This is a genomic window from Serinicoccus sp. JS2-9 (assembly GCF_059025165.1).
In genome coordinates, this window is record NZ_CM180091.1 from 2,496,129 (window position 1) to 2,512,220 (window position 16,092).

Genomic DNA, 16,092 nt, shown 5'->3' on the forward strand with positions numbered 1-16,092 from the left:
CGTATGAGCGAGGCGACCCCGGGTGGGGTCCTCACCGCCACGCGGAGCGGCTTCGAGGTGCACCTCGACGTCTTCTCCGGTCCGTTCGAGCTGCTGCTGGGCCTCATCGCCAAGCACAAGCTCGACGTCACCGAGATCTCGCTGGCGCGCGTCACCGACGAGTTCGTGGCTTACCTGCGCGCCGCGCAGGAGGCCGAGACGGAGTGGGACCTGTCGCAGGCCAGCGAGTTCGTGCTCATCGCCGCGACCCTGCTCGACCTCAAGGCGGCCCGGCTACTGCCCGGGGCGCGGGAGGACGACGAGGAGGACCTGGCGCTCATCGAGGCCCGCGACCTGCTCTTTGCCCGGCTGCTGCAGTATCGCGCCTTCAAGCAGGTCGCCGACGAGCTGCGGCTGCAGATGGAGGGCAAGGGCCGCATCTTCGCGCGGGACGTCGGTGTCGAAGAGCGTTTTGCCTCGCTGCTGCCCGAGCTCATCCTCACCGTGACCCCGAACCAGCTGGCGATGATCGCGGGGCGCGCGATGATCCCCAAGCCCCCGCCGACCGTGGGGGTCGACCACCTGCACGCCGCTCAGGTGTCGGTTCGCGAGCAGGCCTCGATCGTCGTGGCCAGGTTGAGGGACCGGGGGACCGCCACCTTCCGGGAGCTGGTCGCCGACGCCGACTCGACCCTCGTCATCGTGGCGCGCTTCCTGTCGCTGCTGGAGCTCTTCCGCGACACGGTCATCGCGATCGACCAGGAGGAGGCGCTCGGCGAGATCGCCGTGCGCTGGACCGGGCCGGATAGTGGCCCGGTGGGCACCGCCATCGGCGCCGAGTTCGACGAGGAGGAGGTGGCCGATGAGCCAGCACAGTGAGCCCGAGGATGTCGCGCAGCACCGGGAAGCGCAGGGGTCGGGCGAGCAGGAGCAGGTCGCCTTCGACATCAACGACTTCCCGGGGGGCGCGCGGTCGGCGGTGGAGGCCGTCCTCATGGTCATCGACGAGCCGGTCACCGAGGAGCAGCTCGCCAGCGCGCTGGAGCTGCCGGTCGAGGACGTCGGCTCAGTGCTCGACGAGCTGGCCCAGGAGTATGCCGAGGGGCAGCGCGGCTTCATGCTGCGCCGCCTGGGGGGAGGATGGCGGATCTACAGCCGCCCGGAATACGCGCCGGTGGTGGAGAAGTTCCTCCTCGGTGGGCTGCAGGCCCGCCTCACCCAGGCGGCGCTGGAGACGTTGGCGGTCATCGCCTATCGGCAGCCCATCAGCCGGGCCCGGATCGGCGCCATCCGTGGCGTCAACGTCGACGGCGTCGTGCGGACCCTGCTGGCGCGCGGCATGGTCACCGAGGCCGGGCACGACCCGACCTCGGGTGGTGGCGCGGTGCTCTACGGCACGACCGACCTGTTCCTCCAGCGCATGGGGCTCGACAGCCTCGACGACCTGCCCGCGCTGGCCCCCTATCTCCCCTCGGCCGAGGTGCTCGAGGAGCTCGCATCGGAAGGACTCGCATGAGCAACGGCAAGCAGCAGGGCCGCTCCGGCCAGGGGCAGGGACAGGGACGGGGCGGAGGCCGCTCCGGTGGCCGGCGTGCCGGTGGCGGCCGAGCCGGTGGACCCGGTCGACGCGGCCCCGGAGTCCCCAGCGAGGGCGGTGGGGTCGGACCCCGTCGCGCCGGAGGCTCCCGCCCGCCCCGCCGCCGCCGCCCCTCGACCCCGCCGGACCCGGCGAGCCGCGACGTGCACAGCCCTGACGGCATACGCCTGCAGAAGCTGCTCGCCGGCGCGGGCTTCGGCAGCCGCCGCGCCTGCGAGAAACTCATCGAGGAGGGCCGGGTCGAGGTCGACGGCCAGGTCGTCATCGAGCTCGGCGTGCGGGTCGACCCCGCGACCCAGGTCGTCCACGTCGACGGAGACCGCGTGGTCGTGGACACCGACAAGGTCTACCTCGCCTTCAACAAGCCCGCCGGAGTCGTCTCCACGATGGAGGACGAGGAGGGCCGCCCGTGTCTCACCGACTACGTCGGCCACCTCTCGCAGCGGCTCTTCCACGTCGGTCGGCTGGACGTCGACACCGAGGGGCTGCTCCTGCTCACCAACGACGGCGACCTCGCCAACAAGCTCCAGCACCCGTCCTACGGCGTGCCGAAGACGTATGTCGCACAGGTCCATGGGGTCGTCGGTCCCGGCATCGGCAAGCAGCTGCGCGACGGCGTGCAGCTCGAGGACGGACTGGCGAAGGCCGACTCGTTCAAGCTGGTCGACGACATCCCGGGCCACTCCATCGTCGAGATCGTGCTCCACGAGGGCCGCAAGCACATCGTGCGCCGGATGATGGAGGAGGTCGGCTACCCCGTCGAGGCGCTCTCGCGGGTGCAGATCGGCCCGATCAAGCTCGCCGAGCTGCGCCCGGGGAAGTACCGCGCGCTGTCGGCCGAGGAGGTCTCCCAGCTCTACCGCGCCGCGGGCGAGTAGCCCCCGCCGCGGCGGGATCAGGTGTCGGGCTGGAGCAGGCGCTCCGTCGGCTGACCTGTCAGCCCGGCGATGAGCTCGAAGTCCTCGTCCTTGTCCAGGTGAAGCACCACCAGGCCGCTGAGCTCGGCCGTGGCCGCGACGAGAAGGTCAGGGAGGGAGGGGGCCCGGTGGTGTCCCCGCTCGGCGAGCAGCCCTTGGACCTGCACGGCACGATCCTCGATGGCGGGCGTCAGGTAGGCGACCAGCATCGAGGCCCGCCGCGTCGGTCCCGTGGGAGTGGTGAACAGTCACGACTCCCACGGGACCTGCTGCCGAGCAGTCGGCAGGGCCGGCGTCAGCCCACCAGCTGGTAGAACCGGAACAGGTCGTTGTCGATGTCCAGGATGTCGAGGTCGGCGAAGCCGGCCTCCCGGGCATACCCGCGCAGCGTGTCGGGGCGCATCACGGTGCCGGTCGCCACGGAGCCCGGGTGGGACATGCCGTCCGGCAGGCAGATGAACATCGACATGCCGTACATCAGCCGCTCGACCTCGTCGGCCACTCCCACGAACTCCTCACCGACCTTCTCGTCCATGACGACGACGGGGGCGCCCGGGGCCGCGGCCGCGCGCATCGCCCGCAGCACCGAGACCGGGTCGGGCATGTCGTGCACGCACTCGAAGGCGAGCGCCAGGTCGACGTCCTGCCCGGCCAGGTCACCCGCGTCGGCGTGCCGGAAGGTCACCCGGTCGGCGACGCCATATTCCTGCGCGTGCTCCCGGGCGGCCAGCACGGAGGCCTCGTCGACGTCGACGCCGACCACCTGGGCCTGCGGGAAGCCCAGGGCGAGCGCGATGGTGGACCAGCCCTCGCCGCAGCCGACGTCGAGCGCCGTGCCACCGCGCTGCAGCGCCTCGGCGGCGCCCGGGATGCCGGGGATCCAGTCCTGCGCCAGCGACGTGAGGAAGAGGGCGCGGTTGGCGTCGCCCTGACCCGTCCGCATGCTGGCGCCGTAGGTCTTCCAGGAGACGCCGGTGCCGGTGCGGTAGGCCTCCAGCAGCGGCTCCAGCTGCGCGGCACCGCTGGCGATCACCCGGGCGAAGGGAGTGAGGTATGCCGTCGCCTCGCGGTCGGCGAGCACCGTCGCCTTGGCGGCGGGCAGGAAGAAGCGACGCTCGCGCGCCGGGAGGACGGGCGAGTCCACCTCGAGGATGCCGCTGGCGCACTGCTGCTCCAGCCACTCGCGGGCGTAGCGCTCGTGCATACCCGTGCGCTCGGCCAGCTCCTGGCTCGTGAGCCACCGCTCGGCGAGCGGCTCGTAGAGCCCGAAGTGGTCGCCCACGGCGATGGTGAGGACGTCGAAGGTGCCGAGCATGGCGCCGAAGAGGCGGTCGGAGAACTCGGTCGTGAGCTGCTCGTCGCCTTCGAGGTGGTGGTCCTCGGCGGCGACGGCGGCGGTGCGGTCCAGGTGATCGATGGTCATGAAGGTTCCTCTCGGTTCACGGTGGGCGTCGATCGACGCCGACCGCAGTGAGCATCCCGAGGCGCGGTCTCGGCGCGCTGTCGTCGCGCTGTCAGCCGAGCGCGCCGTCGCGACAGCCGGATGTGAGCGCCCGGGCGCACCGTGGAGCCGCACACCTCACCACAGGAAGGGGCCCGCCATGACCGCCCTGCTCAGCCGGCTGTTCCAGACCCTCGCCCGGACCCCGCACCGCTTCGGCCACGTCGCGGACCGGAGCGTGCGGCCGCACCACGACCTCACGCACGCCTCGCTGTCGGTCGGACAGTTCCGGTGACCTCGATGTCCACCACGCGCGCAGACCCGCAGGGCGGCCCGGCTCACGCCGAGCACCTCACGACCGGCTGGGAGCGGGACGTCGCGGTGGGCGACACGCTGCAGCGGACCTACCTGTTCCACTGGGCGGACTACTGCGAGGCGTATGCGCTGGCCGGCGGGGGCCGGTCCTGGTGGACCGGCGCCTTCCACGCTGCGGATCCCGGTCACCCCACCAGCTACTTCGCCAGCGCGACGCTCCTGGCGCCGCTGGCGGGGCCGCACGTGCTGGACGCGATCGAGGACTTCTACCGGGCCGAGACGGGAGAGGTGATGCTGTGGAGCGCCTGGCCGCTGCCCAGCGCGGCCCTCGCCGCGCGGGGCTGGCAGCTGGTGGGCCACCCGCCGCTCATGGTCCGGGCACCGCACGCCCCGGCGCCCGCGGCCCGGACCCTCGACGTGCGTCGCGTCGACGACACCGCGGGTCTGGCCGACTGGGAGCGGGTGGCCGTCGAGGGCTACCCGCTGCCCGAGGTCGCGGGGCAGCCGGTCGGCAGCCTGGCCCATCCGTCCCTGCTCGGGGACCAGCGTTGCGCCTTCTGGGTGGGCTACGACCAGGGCCGGGCCGTCTCGCTCGGCACGAGCTTCACCGCGCGGGGGATCACGAGCTTCGCCTTCGGGGTCACCCTGCCGCACGCCCGTCGACGCGGGCACTGGACGGCCCACGCCCGCGCCCGCATCCAGGCGCACCCGGACCGCTGGCTCGCCGGCGTCTTCAGCGACGACGCCCGTCCCGGCGCGGAGCGCATCGGCTTCCTGCCGGTCCAGCGGCTCTCGCTCTACTGCCGGCCCGGGGTCTGAGCGGCGATCGGGACTAGGCTGGTGTGCATGCTCAGGGTCTTCGGCCCGACCCGGATCGACGGTGCCGTGTCCGCCCCCGACCTCGGGTCCCGGCGGCAGCGGCAGGTGCTGGCCGCCCTCGCGTCCCGGCCCGGCCGGATGGTCCAGGTCGAGCTGCTGGCCGAGTGGATGTGGGGCGAGGACACCCCGGCCGACCCCAGCGCCGCCCTGCAGACCGTCGTGCACCGGCTCCGGCGCGCCCTCGGGGGCGCGGTGCGGATCGAGACGCGCGGCACGGCATACCTGCTGCATCCTCCCGAGGACGGCATCGACGTGGTGCGCTTCGAGGAGCACGTGCGCACCGCCCGGACCGCCGACCCGCACGAGGCGGTCGAGCACCTGCTCGCGGCACGCGAGCTGTGGACCGGCGAGCCCTACGCCGACCTGGACCACCCCGACCAGCTCGCCGAGCGGGCGCGGCTGCGCGGCCTCGCGACCGAGTGCCGCCGGCTGCTCACGACCGCCTTCCTCGTGGTCGGCCGCCATCCCGAGGCGGTCGCCCTCGCCGAGGAGACGCTCGCCGAGCACCCGCACGAGGAGGGAGCGCTCGCGGCGGTGATGACCGGCCTGTACGCCGCCGGTGACCAGGTGCGCGCCCTGCAGCGCTACGCCGAGCACCGGGACGCGCTGCTCGACGACCTGGGCCTGGACCCCACGCCCGAGCTGCGCGACCTGGAGCAGGCGATCCTGCGCCAGGACCTCGAGCTTCCGATGGTCGCGGCGCCGCGCCCGCGCGAGGCGACGAGCGAGGAGGCGCCCCGCCACCGGCCGCCGATCACGCAACGGATCAGGTTCTGCCGCGGCCGCGACGGGACCCGGCTGGCCTACGCGACCTCGGGGCACGGGCCGCCGCTGGTCAAGGCCGCGACCTGGCTGACCCACCTCAACGAGGACTGGGACAGCCCCGTGTGGCGGCACTGGCTGGTCGGCCTGAGCACCGACCACACCCTGCTGCGCTACGACGAGCGCGGGTGCGGGCTGTCGGCCTGGGGCGTCGACGACATCGGGCTGGAGGCCTGGGTCGACGACCTCGAGGCGGTCGTCGACGCCGAAGGGCTCGACGTCTTCCCGCTCCTGGGGCTCTCGCAGGGCGCCGCGGTGGCGATCGAGTATGCCGCGCGCCACCCCGAGCGGGTCAGTGCCCTCGTGCTCTACGGCGGCTACGCGCGCGGCCGGGACGTGCGCGCCGCGGGCGAGCGCGAGGCCCGGGAGGCCGCGCTCCACATCGACCTGGCCCGGGTCGGGTGGGGCACCGACGACCCGGCCTTCCGGCAGGTCTTCACCAGCCAGATCATCCCGGACGGCACTCAGGAGCTCTGGGATGCCTTCAACGCGCTGCAGCGTCGCACCTGCGAGCCGGAGACCGCCGCCCGCTTCATGGAGGCCTTCGGGCGGATCGACGTCACCGCGGCCGCGGCGCAGGTGCGCTGCCCGACCCTGGTCATGCACTCCCGCGACGAGGTCCGCCAGCCGGTGCAGATGGGTCTGGAGCTCGCCTCGCTCATCCCCGGCGCGCGGTTCGAGGTGTTGCCCAGCCGCAACCACCTGCTCACGGCCCAGGAGCCGGCGTGGTCGGACTTCCTCGAGCACACCCGCGCCTTCCTGGCCGGGGTGGCGGCGCAGGGGCACCGGCCGGGCAGCAGCCGCACGAGCCGTTAGGCTTGGCCGGTGCAGTCCAGCCCCCTCACCGTCGCCATCGACGGGCCCTCCGGGTCCGGCAAGTCCTCCGTCTCCAGGGCCGTCGCCCGGGAGCTGGGCCTGGGCTATCTCGACACCGGGGCGATGTATCGTGCACTCGCCTGGCACTGCCTCGCGCAGGGCGTCGACGTCGACGACCAGGCGGCGGTGGCGAGGGCGGCGCGGGACCTCCCGCTCGACATGCCGACCGACCCCGACGACCAGACTCTGCGCGTCGACGGCACGGACATCACCGGCGCCATCCGCGAGGATCGCGTCACCGAGCAGGTCTCGGCCGTGGCCACCAACCTCGACGTCCGGGCCGAGCTGCGCCGCCGCCAGCGCCAGATCATCGACGCCGAGCGGGAGGCGCGTGGGGGCGTCGTCGCCGAGGGGCGCGACATCACCACCGTCGTCGCCCCCGACGCCGAGCACCGCATCCTCATCACCGCCTCGGAGGAGGCCCGGCTGGCCCGCCGCTCCACCGAGCTGCACGGTGGAGCCGACGCCGACCAGGTGGCCGCCACCCGCGACCAGGTCGTGCGACGCGACCAGCAGGACTCCACCGTGAGCGCCTTCATGGAAGCAGCCGACGGGGTCGTGACGTTGGACACCTCAGACCTCGACTTCGACCAGGTCGTCGCGGCCGTGCTGGCCCTGGTGCGCGGCGAGGTCGAGCCGGATGAGCACGGCCACGACCCGGAGCACGCGCCCGACCTGACCACCCCCGACGGCGACCCGATCTGACCGCCCAGCACACGACATACCCGAGACGACGCAGGAGCACCGATGAGCACCGAGACCTCCGAGAAGATCTCCGCCTACGCCCACCCCGAGCGGCTGGTGACGACCGACTGGCTCGCCGAGCACCTGGACGACCCGCAGGTGGTCGTGCTGGAGTCCGACGAAGACGTGCTGCTCTACGACACCGGCCACATCCCGGGCGCCCGCAAGCTGGACTGGCACACCGACCTCAACGACCCGGTCACCCGCGACTACGTCGACGGCGAGCGCTTCGCGCAGGTTATGGGTGAGCGCGGTGTCGGCCGCGACACCACGGTCGTCATCTACGGCGACAAGTCCAACTGGTGGGCGGCCTACGCGCTGTGGGTCATGACCCTGTTCGGCCACGAGGACGTCCGCCTGCTCGACGGCGGCCGCGCCGCCTGGATCGCCGAGGGCCGCGAGATGACCACCCGTGCGCCCGAGGTGACGGAGGCGTCATACCCGGTCGTGGAGCGGGACGATGCGGGCGTGCGCGCGTTCAAGGCCGACGTGCTCGACCACATCGGGCAGCCGATGGTCGACGTGCGCTCCCCGGGGGAGTACTCCGGCGAGTTGCTGCACATGCCCGACTACCCGCAGGAGGGCGCCATGCGCGGCGGCCACATCCCGGGCGCGAAGTCGGTGCCGTGGGCGCGCGCGGCCAACGAGGACGGCACCTTCAAGTCCCGCGAGGAGCTCGAGGCGATCTACCTCGAGGAGCAGGGACTGACCGCCTCCGACGAGGTCGTCGCCTACTGCCGCATCGGCGAGCGCTCGAGCCACACCTGGTTCGTGCTGACCCACCTGCTGGGCTTCGAGAACGTGCGCAACTACGACGGCTCCTGGACCGAGTGGGGCAACTCGGTCGGGGTGCCGGTGGAGCGCTGAGGTATGCCGGAGAACAATGACCTGCCCGAGGGGCTCGCCGAGCTGGCCGAGGACTTCCACGCCGTCACCCAGAGCGAGCGGCTGCAGCTGCTGCTGGAGCTGAGCAACGAGCTCCCGTCGCCGCCGGAGCGCTACTCCGGCGCGCTCGACACGATGGAGCGGGTCGACGAGTGCCAGTCGCCGCTCTTCCTCGCCGTCGAGGTGGACGACGACGCCGACCGCACGGTGCACCTCTTCTTCGACGCGCCGCCCGAGGCCCCGACCACCCGCGGCTTCGCGGGCATCCTGCACGAGGGCCTGGATGGCATCCCTGCGCAGGCGGTGCTCGACGTGCCCGACGACGCGCCCTACCGCTTCGGCCTGGCCGAGGCGGTCTCGCCGCTGCGGATGCGGGGCATGGTCGGCATGCTCGGTCGGATCAAGCGTCAGGTGCGGCTGCGCGCCGAGGCGCTGAGCGCGGCAGGAGGCACGGTATGACGCCGCGCGAGCAGGGCGCTCCCGACGGCGTGGACGAGGGGAGCCTCGGGGGCGACGCTGGTGACGGCGTCGACGTCGAGTGGACCGTCGGGCCGGACCCGGACGCCGGGCCGGTCTCGCCCGAGGATCTCGCCGCGACCGAGCAGGACGAGGCGCTGGAGACCGCGCTGCGGGCCGGCCTGGACGACTTCGAGCTCTCGGAGGAGGACCTGGCGCTCGTCGAGACCGGCGAGCTGCCCGAGGGCGAGGAGGACGAGGAGGCCACCCGCCCCGTCGTCGCCGTCATCGGACGCCCCAACGTCGGCAAGTCGAGCCTGGTCAACCGCATCCTCGGCCGTCGTGAGGCGGTCGTGGAGGACGTGCCCGGGGTGACCCGCGACCGCGTCGCCTACGACGCCGACTGGTCCGGTCGGCGCTTCACCCTCGTCGACACCGGCGGGTGGGAGGTCGACGCGACCGGCATCCACCTGCGGGTCGCCGAGCAGGCCGAGGTCGCCGTGCAGCTGGCCGACGCGGTGATGTTCGTCGTCGACGCGACGGTCGGCGCCACCGACACCGACGAGCAGGTCGTGCGGCTGCTGCGCCGGTCCGGCAAGCCGGTGGTCCTCGTCGCCAACAAGGTCGACGACCAGCGCTTCGAGGCCGACGCGGCGATGCTGTGGAGCCTCGGGCTCGGCCAGCCCTGGCCCGTCTCGGCGCTGCACGGGCGCGGCTCGGGCGACGCCCTCGACGCGCTCCTCGAGGTGCTCCCGGAGAAGTCCACGGTCGGCGGGGCATACCGCCGCGGTGGTCCTCGCCGGGTGGCCCTCCTGGGGCGCCCCAACGTCGGCAAGTCCTCGCTGCTCAACAAGCTGGCGGGGGAGGACCGCGTCGTCGTCGACGACGTCGCCGGCACGACGCGCGACCCGGTCGACGAGCTCATCGAGCTGGGCGACGACGGTCGGGTATGGCGTTTCGTCGACACCGCGGGCATCCGCCGGCGGGTGCACCAGACCAAGGGCGCCGACTTCTACGCCTCGCTGCGCACCCAAGCCGCGCTGGAGAAGGCAGAGGTCGCGATCGTGCTCGTCGACGTCTCGGAGCCGATCGCCGAGCAGGACGTGCGGGTGATTCAGCAGGTGGTGGACGCCGGCCGCGCACTGGTCGTGGCGTACAACAAGTGGGACACGCTGGATGAGGAGCGGCGCTACTACCTGGAGCGCGAGATCGAGCGCGACCTGGTGCAGATCCAGTGGGCGCCGAGGGTCAACATCTCCGCCTCCACCGGGCGCAACGTCGCCAAGCTCGTGCCGGCGCTCGACATCGCCCTGGAGTCGTGGGACCGGCGCATCCCGACGGCGCGGCTCAACGCCTTCCTCGGTGAGGTCGTCGCGGGCCACCCGCACCCCGTGCGGGGCGGCAAGCAGCCGCGGATCCTCTTCGCGACCCAGGCCGACACGCGGCCGCCGAAGTTCGTCATCTTCGCCTCCGGCTTCATCGAGGCGGGCTACCGGCGCTTCCTCGAGCGGCGGCTGCGCGAGCAGTTCGGCTTCGTCGGGACGCCCATCGAGATCTCCGTCCGGGTGCGGGAGAAGCGGCGTCGCTGAGGGCCCTCGGGCCGCCTCGGCCGGTTGGGTCGGGGCGGTGCCGGTGGGGTAGCATTTCCCAGGTTGCCGCCCCGGCGGTGACAGCCACGGGCTGTGGCGCAGTTTGGTAGCGCACTTGACTGGGGGTCAAGGGGTCGCAGGTTCAAATCCTGTCAGCCCGACCATCGGATGTCCTCGGACATCGCACGGGGCCGGACCGACATCGCGCGGGTCCGGCCCTTTCGCATGGTCCCTGGTCGGCCCGGGGCGCTCGATCCGGAGGGGGCTGTGCGGGAGGCTGTGTCTCAGGCCTAGCCAGCAGGTGAATGTCTCGCTAGGGTCGATTGTCGACAAGTAGACAGCTACCCTGGGATTCCACGTGGACGCTCTCGCACGACGACTCGGCCTGAAGACCAACCCCCAGATCTTCTTCACCTCAGCCGGCCTGATGGTGGTCATCCTCATCCTGCTGCTGCTCTTCCCCGGAGGCATCGGCGAGGGTTTCGCCGCGGCACGCTCGTGGGTGACGACGAACCTCGGCTGGTTCTTCATCCTTGGTGTCACCGCCTGGCTGATCTTCCTCATCTGGATCGCGATCAGCAAGTACGGCGAGCTGCGCCTGGGCAAGGGCGACGAGAAGCCGCGCTACTCGCGGCTGTCGTGGTTCACCATGCTCTTCGCCGGTGGCATCGGCACGGTGCTGATGTTCTGGGGTGTGGCGGAGCCGATCTCGCACTTCAGCGCGCCGCCGTTCCCGGGCGTCGAGCCCTACAGCGCCGCAGCCGCCGAGGACGCGATGAACATCGCGCTCTACCACCTCGGACTGCATACCTGGACGATCTTCACCCTCCCGGGGCTGGCCTTCGGCTTCTTCATCTACCGCTACGACCTGCCGATGCGGGTGAGCTCGGTCTTCTACCCGTTCCTCAAGGAGCGCATCCACGGGCCGATCGGCAAGAGCATCGACGTCTTCGCGGTGCTCGGTACGCTCTTCGGGCTCGCGGTGAGTCTCGGCCTGGGCACCTCGCAGATCAGCGCGGGGCTCTCGGAGCTCACCGGCGTCGGCGACGGGGTTGTCGTCAAGGTCGTCGTCATCGCGGTGCTCACAGCGGTGGCCACGGTGTCGGTCGCGGTCGGGCTCGACAAGGGCATCAAGCGGCTGTCGAACCTCAACATCGCTATGGCGGTGGGCATGATGCTCTTCGTCCTCTTCACCGGCGGGGCGACTGTCTTCCTGCTCCGCGAGCTGGTGGAGAGCGCCGGCAACTACCTCGCGGCGCTGCCCGAGCTGTCGTTCTGGAACGACGCGCTGGCCAACGAGACCACCGAGGACGGTTGGGGCTGGCAGGCCGGGTGGACCGTCTTCTACTGGGCCTGGACCGTGACCTGGGCGCCGTTCATGGGCGTCTTCCTGGCGCGGATCTCGCGGGGCCGGACGGTGCGTGAGTTCATCGGCGGCGTGCTGGTCGCGCCCTCGCTGTTCACCCTCGTCTGGTTCGTCATCTTCGGGTGGTCGGCGATGAACATCGACGGCATCGGTGGCGACGGCGGACCGATCTCCACCGCGGTCGGCGAGAGCGTGCCGTTGGCGATGTTCACCTTCTTCGAGAACTTCCCCTGGACCCCGCTGCTGCAGGGCCTGGTGGTCGTCATCGTCGCGCTCTTCTTCGCGACCTCGGCGGACTCGGCGGCGCTGGTCGTCGACATGCTCTGCAGCGGTGAGGACGAGGAAGGCCCGGTCGGCCAGCGCGTCTTCTGGGCGGTCTGCCTCGGCGCGCTGGCGGCGCTGCTCATCGTCCTCGGCGGCGACGAAGGGCTCAACGCCCTGCAACAGGTCATCACCGTCATCGGACTGCCGATCTTCATCCTCGTCTTCGCGATGATCCCGGCGCTCTTCGCCGGACTGCGGTCGGAGAAGCTGCGGGTCACTCGTGGGGACGACGACATCAGCCCGAAGAAGCACATCCACCGGCAGTCGGAGGAGACGACGGACGCGTGAGGGCGCGGCGGCTCAGCCGTCCCCTCCTGCCGGCGTGGGCACGACGTCGGTGACCTCACCCTCGGCGTCCCAGGACACCAGCTCCTGGGACGGGCCGGAGGGCAGAGAGTCCAGGACGGCCACCGTGACGTCCAGCGAGTCGACGACCCAGATCTGCGCCACCTGCGGTGGATCGCCCTGGCTGACGAGGGCGGCACGTTCGGTGCCCCGGTGCACAACCCACGCGTAGATCTGCTCGTCGCACCACGCGAGCGTCGCTTCGCGGGTGAAGGCCAGATCGACCGCGCACAAGGGAGCCGTCGTCAGTGCGCCTCGACGAACGCAGAGAACTCCGCGTCGCGCCGCACCCGGGATGAGGACTGCATACCTGTCTTGACACACGAGCGGCGCCCACGGTTCTGTCCGCCGCCGTCACGGCATACCGGCTCGTGGTGGGTGACGGTGGATCATGGCGGGATGAGGTGGGCGAATGACCCTACGCCGCCTCAGTCGGCGTCCTGGGGCGACTGGCGTCGGCGCCGCTGGCCGCCCTCGGTCTGACGTCGACTCTGGTGCCGGTCGGCCAGAGCGTTCACGTGAACGCCAGGGCCGATCGGGTCGGGCGTGTCGTCGGCCCCAGCGTTCACCTGAACGCTAAGGCCGATCGGGTCGGGCGTGTCGTCGAGAGGCCGAGGCCACCATGCGCGACGCCCGGTGGGGTGTGGGGCAACCAGTCGCGACGCCCGGTGGGGTGTGGGGCAACCACTCGCGACGCCCGGTGAGGTGTCGGCGGTGTGTTCAGAGGACGTCGGCGAGGGCCTTGCTCCACAGGTCGCCGGCCTCGTCCACCTGTTCCTGCGTGACCACGAGGGCGGGGATGAAGCGGACGACCTGCGACCAGGCGCCGCAGGTGAGCAGCAGCAAGCCGTGCTCGGCCGCTGCCTGCTGGGCCCGCGCGGCGGTGGCGCCGTCCGGCTCGCCGTCGGGGGTGCGGAACTCCGAGCCCAGCATGAGGCCGAGCCCGCGCACGTCGGTGATCTGGTCGTGCTCGTCGGCGGCGCCCTGCAGCCGCCCGCGCAGCTGCTCGCCGCGGGAGGCCGCGGCCTCGACGAGTCCCTCGCGCTGCATGACGTCCAGGGTGGCGATGGCGGCGGCGCAGGCCACCGCGTTGGCGCCATAGGTGCCGCCCTGCGACCCGGGCCAAGCCTTGCTCATGAGCTCCTCGGAGGCCGCGATCCCGGACAGCGGGAATCCGGAGGCGATGCCCTTGGCCGTGATGAGCACGTCGGGAGCCACGCCGAAGTGGTCGTGCCCCCAGAACCTGCCGGTGCGGCCCCAGCCGGTCTGGACCTCGTCGACGACGAGCAGGATGCCGTACCGGTCGGCGCGCTCGCGCAGGCCGGCGAAGAACTCCGCAGACGCGGGCACGTAGCCACCCTCGCCCAGCACCGGCTCGACGAGGAAGGCCGCGGTGTCCTGCGGGGAGCTGACGGTCTGCAGCAGGTAGTCCAGCTCGCGCAGCGCGAAGGCGGTGGCCTCCTCCTGGCTCCAGCCGTAGTGGGTGGGGCTCGGGAACGGCGAGATCGCCACCCCCGGCATGAGCGGCGCGAAGCCGGAGCGGAACTTCGTGCCCGAGGTGGTGAGCGAGGCCGCCGCCACCGTCCGGCCGTGGAAGCCGCCGTGGAAGGCGATGATGTTGGGGCGTCCGGTGGCCTGCCGGGCCAGCCGCAGCGAGGCCTCCACCGCCTCGGACCCGCTGTTGACGAAGAACATCGAGTCCAACCCCGCGGGGAGCACCTCGGACATCCGCTCGACGAGGTCGAGCAGGGGACGGTGCATGACCGTCGTGTACTGCGCGTGGATGATCTTGCCGATCTGCTCCTGCGCGGCCGCGACGACGTCCGGGTGCGCGTGGCCGGTGCTCGTCACGCCGATGCCGGCGGTGAAGTCGAGATAGCGCCGATCGTCCTCGTCGAAGATCAGCGCGCCCTCGCCACGGGCGGCGATGACGGGGGTGGCCTGCTTGAGCAGAGGGCTGAGGTGCGCCACGGTCGATCCTTTGCGGTGCGGTTGCTAGATTGTCGACAATCTGAACGTACCTCATCCGAAGGGTCCAGGAGGCAGCGATGACGACGCAGGCGACAGGCAGCACGACCAGCGATGCAGGGGCGCAGGACGCCCTTGAGGGGGTGCCGACCGACCTCTTCATCGGGGGAGCGTGGCAGCCGGCGAGCTCCGGCGAGCGCTTCGACGTCGTCGACCCGGCGACCGGGCACGTGCTCACCACCGTCGCGGACGCCACCCCCCAGGACGGTATGCGTGCGCTCGAGACGGCGGCCGCGGCCCAGGCCGAGCTCGCCGCGACCTCTCCGCGGCAGCGCTACGACTGGCTGCTCGCGGCATACCAGGCCGTCATGGACCGCGCCGACGACCTGGCGCGCGTCATGACGCTCGAGATGGGCAAACCGCTGGCCGAGGCCAAGGGCGAGGTGACCTACGCGGCGGAGTTTCTGCGCCACTTCGCAGGGGAGGCGCTGCGGATCGACGGTGGATACCAGACCAGCCCCGACGGGAAGGCCCGCTTTCTCGTCATGCGGCAGCCGGTCGGACCCTCGCTGCTCATCACCCCGTGGAACTTCCCGATGGCGATGGGCACCCGCAAGGTCGCGCCGGCCCTCGCCGCCGGCTGCACGAGCGTCGTCAAGCCGGCCCACCAGACGCCGCTGTCGATGCTCGCCCTCATCGAGATCCTGCACGAGGTGGGAGTGCCCGCCGGTGCCCTCAACGCGGTCCCGACCACGCACGCCGGGGAGGTGATGGAGCCGATGATCCGCTCCGGCCCGGCCCGCAAGCTGTCGTTCACCGGCTCCACCAAGGTCGGCAAGGTCCTGCTCGAGCAGGCCGCTGAGCGGGTGCTGCGCACGTCGATGGAGCTGGGCGGAAACGCGCCCTTCATCGTCTTCGACGACGCCGACCTCGACGACGCCGTCGCCGGGGCGATGGCTGCGAAGATGCGCAACATGGGGGAGGCCTGCACCGCCGCCAACCGGATCTACGTGCACGAGGGCGTCGCCGAGGAGTTCGGCCGGCGGCTGGCCGAGCAGATGGGCGGGCTGCGCGTCGGGCCGGGCACCGAGGACGGCGTACAGGTCGGCCCGCTCATCGACCAGGCGGCCCAGGACAAGGTGGGTGAGCTGGTCCAGGACGCCGTCGACGGGGGAGCGGAGGTGCTCACCGGCGGCCAGACGCCGCAGGGCGAGGGCTACTTCTACCCGCCCACCGTCCTCACCGGCGTCTCGCCGGACGCGCGGATGGGTCGGGAGGAGATCTTCGGCCCGGTGGCCCCGCTCACGCCCTTCGCGACGGAGGAGGAGGTCGTACGGCTGGCCAACGACACCCCTTTCGGGCTCGTCTCCTACGTCTACACCCGCGACCTGGACCGGTCGCTGCGGATGGCCGAGGCACTCGAGACGGGCATGGTCGGGCTCAACCAGGGCGTCGTCTCCAACCCGGCGGCGCCGTTCGGCGGGATCAAGGAGTCCGGGCTCGGGCGCGAAGGGGGTTCGGTCGGGATCGAGGAGTTCCTCGAGGTGAAGTACGTCGGCATCGCCGGACCGAAGCCGGCCACCGACTGA

The 16,092-nt window shown here is 71.8% G+C and carries 16 protein-coding genes and 1 tRNA gene; 13 read left to right on the top strand and 4 right to left on the bottom strand.

Translation table 11 applies throughout. The annotated features are described in order from the left end of the window. Positions 1–3 precede the first annotated feature (3 nt). Genes AC5PYY_RS12040 through AC5PYY_RS12050 form a run of 3 tightly spaced genes read left to right on the top strand, consistent with a single transcriptional unit; the run spans position 4 to position 2,454 of the window. Positions 4–858, top strand: a complete 855-nt coding sequence (locus AC5PYY_RS12040) for a segregation and condensation protein A (RefSeq protein WP_493897046.1) — start codon at positions 4–6, stop codon at positions 856–858. Continuing rightward, a complete protein-coding gene (gene scpB, locus AC5PYY_RS12045) occupies positions 842–1,495 on the top strand; it encodes an SMC-Scp complex subunit ScpB (protein WP_493897047.1) in 654 nt (217 codons plus the stop codon). Before AC5PYY_RS12040 ends, scpB begins: the two co-directional genes overlap by 17 nt. Continuing rightward, the gene (locus AC5PYY_RS12050) at positions 1,492–2,454 is read left to right on the top strand and encodes a pseudouridine synthase (protein ID WP_493897048.1); all 963 of its coding nucleotides are present in this window, start codon (positions 1,492–1,494) and stop codon (positions 2,452–2,454) included. Before scpB ends, AC5PYY_RS12050 begins: the two co-directional genes overlap by 4 nt. Before the next feature lie 17 nt (positions 2,455–2,471). Here the strand turns inward: AC5PYY_RS12050 and AC5PYY_RS12055 are convergent, their stop codons facing one another. Further along, on the bottom strand, positions 2,472–2,702 hold the full coding sequence (locus tag AC5PYY_RS12055) for a PIN domain-containing protein (protein WP_493897049.1): 231 nt from the start codon (positions 2,700–2,702) through the stop codon (positions 2,472–2,474). 86 nt (positions 2,703–2,788) lie between these two features. Further along, the gene (locus AC5PYY_RS12060; protein WP_493897050.1) at positions 2,789–3,916 is read right to left on the bottom strand and encodes a class I SAM-dependent methyltransferase; all 1,128 of its coding nucleotides are present in this window, start codon (positions 3,914–3,916) and stop codon (positions 2,789–2,791) included. A gap of 178 nt (positions 3,917–4,094) precedes the next feature. On the opposite strand from AC5PYY_RS12060, the gene AC5PYY_RS12065 reads away from it, so the two are divergent. The 9 genes from AC5PYY_RS12065 to AC5PYY_RS12105 all read left to right on the top strand — a co-directional run bounded on the left by AC5PYY_RS12065 (position 4,095) and on the right by AC5PYY_RS12105 (position 12,478). Then, complete coding sequence (locus AC5PYY_RS12065) at positions 4,095–4,229, top strand: hypothetical protein (protein WP_493897051.1); 135 nt, start codon at positions 4,095–4,097, stop codon at positions 4,227–4,229. A 5-nt stretch (positions 4,230–4,234) separates the two neighbouring features. Then, positions 4,235–5,068, top strand: a complete 834-nt coding sequence (locus AC5PYY_RS12070) for a hypothetical protein (protein ID WP_493897052.1) — start codon at positions 4,235–4,237, stop codon at positions 5,066–5,068. Between the two features lie 27 nt (positions 5,069–5,095). Beyond that, entirely contained in the window at positions 5,096–6,766 is a 1,671-nt protein-coding gene (locus AC5PYY_RS12075) for a bifunctional AfsR/SARP family transcriptional regulator/alpha/beta hydrolase (protein ID WP_493897053.1), read from the top strand. 9 nt (positions 6,767–6,775) lie between these two features. Continuing rightward, positions 6,776–7,531, top strand: a complete 756-nt coding sequence (cmk, locus tag AC5PYY_RS12080; RefSeq protein ID WP_493897054.1) for a (d)CMP kinase — start codon at positions 6,776–6,778, stop codon at positions 7,529–7,531. A gap of 42 nt (positions 7,532–7,573) precedes the next feature. Then, positions 7,574–8,437 (top strand): sulfurtransferase, encoded by an 864-nt coding sequence (locus AC5PYY_RS12085; RefSeq protein WP_493897055.1) that lies wholly within the window; start codon positions 7,574–7,576, stop codon positions 8,435–8,437. A 3-nt stretch (positions 8,438–8,440) separates the two neighbouring features. After that, positions 8,441–8,914, top strand: a complete 474-nt coding sequence (locus tag AC5PYY_RS12090) for a SufE family protein (protein ID WP_493897056.1) — start codon at positions 8,441–8,443, stop codon at positions 8,912–8,914. Beyond that, a complete protein-coding gene (gene der / locus AC5PYY_RS12095) occupies positions 8,911–10,500 on the top strand; it encodes a ribosome biogenesis GTPase Der (RefSeq protein WP_493897057.1) in 1,590 nt (529 codons plus the stop codon). The genes AC5PYY_RS12090 and der overlap by 4 nt, the downstream gene beginning before the upstream one ends. Before the next feature lie 87 nt (positions 10,501–10,587). Then, positions 10,588–10,664: transfer RNA gene (locus AC5PYY_RS12100), tRNA-Pro, on the top strand. 194 nt (positions 10,665–10,858) lie between these two features. Further along, positions 10,859–12,478, top strand: coding sequence for a BCCT family transporter (locus tag AC5PYY_RS12105; protein ID WP_493897058.1), 1,620 nt, complete (start codon positions 10,859–10,861; stop codon positions 12,476–12,478). Between the two features lie 12 nt (positions 12,479–12,490). On the opposite strand, the gene AC5PYY_RS12110 is transcribed toward AC5PYY_RS12105, so the two are convergent. Then, positions 12,491–12,769 carry a hypothetical protein gene (locus AC5PYY_RS12110; protein ID WP_493897059.1) on the bottom strand — a complete coding sequence of 93 codons (279 nt, stop codon included), beginning with the start codon at positions 12,767–12,769 and terminating at the stop codon, positions 12,491–12,493. Positions 12,770–13,255: 486 nt separating this feature from the next. Next, entirely contained in the window at positions 13,256–14,506 is a 1,251-nt protein-coding gene (locus tag AC5PYY_RS12115; RefSeq protein WP_493897060.1) for an aspartate aminotransferase family protein, read from the bottom strand. A gap of 77 nt (positions 14,507–14,583) precedes the next feature. Between AC5PYY_RS12115 and AC5PYY_RS12120 the strand changes: the two genes are divergently transcribed. Beyond that, positions 14,584–16,092 (top strand): NAD-dependent succinate-semialdehyde dehydrogenase, encoded by a 1,509-nt coding sequence (locus AC5PYY_RS12120; protein WP_493897061.1) that lies wholly within the window; start codon positions 14,584–14,586, stop codon positions 16,090–16,092.

Excerpts from the sequence above, each read along its gene's own strand:
- AC5PYY_RS12040 (WP_493897046.1), top strand. The coding sequence starts at position 4 with ATGAGCGAGGCGACCCCGGGTGGGGTCCTCACCGCCACGCGGAGCGGC.
- scpB (WP_493897047.1), top strand. The coding sequence starts at position 842 with ATGAGCCAGCACAGTGAGCCCGAGGATGTCGCGCAGCACCGGGAAGCG.
- AC5PYY_RS12050 (WP_493897048.1), top strand. The coding sequence starts at position 1,492 with ATGAGCAACGGCAAGCAGCAGGGCCGCTCCGGCCAGGGGCAGGGACAG.
- AC5PYY_RS12055 (WP_493897049.1), bottom strand. The coding sequence starts at position 2,702 with ATGCTGGTCGCCTACCTGACGCCCGCCATCGAGGATCGTGCCGTGCAG.
- AC5PYY_RS12060 (WP_493897050.1), bottom strand. The coding sequence starts at position 3,916 with ATGACCATCGATCACCTGGACCGCACCGCCGCCGTCGCCGCCGAGGAC.
- AC5PYY_RS12065 (WP_493897051.1), top strand. The coding sequence starts at position 4,095 with ATGACCGCCCTGCTCAGCCGGCTGTTCCAGACCCTCGCCCGGACCCCG.
- AC5PYY_RS12070 (WP_493897052.1), top strand. The coding sequence starts at position 4,235 with ATGTCCACCACGCGCGCAGACCCGCAGGGCGGCCCGGCTCACGCCGAG.
- AC5PYY_RS12075 (WP_493897053.1), top strand. The coding sequence starts at position 5,096 with ATGCTCAGGGTCTTCGGCCCGACCCGGATCGACGGTGCCGTGTCCGCC.
- AC5PYY_RS12085 (WP_493897055.1), top strand. The coding sequence starts at position 7,574 with ATGAGCACCGAGACCTCCGAGAAGATCTCCGCCTACGCCCACCCCGAG.
- AC5PYY_RS12090 (WP_493897056.1), top strand. The coding sequence starts at position 8,441 with ATGCCGGAGAACAATGACCTGCCCGAGGGGCTCGCCGAGCTGGCCGAG.
- der (WP_493897057.1), top strand. The coding sequence starts at position 8,911 with ATGACGCCGCGCGAGCAGGGCGCTCCCGACGGCGTGGACGAGGGGAGC.
- AC5PYY_RS12120 (WP_493897061.1), top strand. The coding sequence starts at position 14,584 with ATGACGACGCAGGCGACAGGCAGCACGACCAGCGATGCAGGGGCGCAG.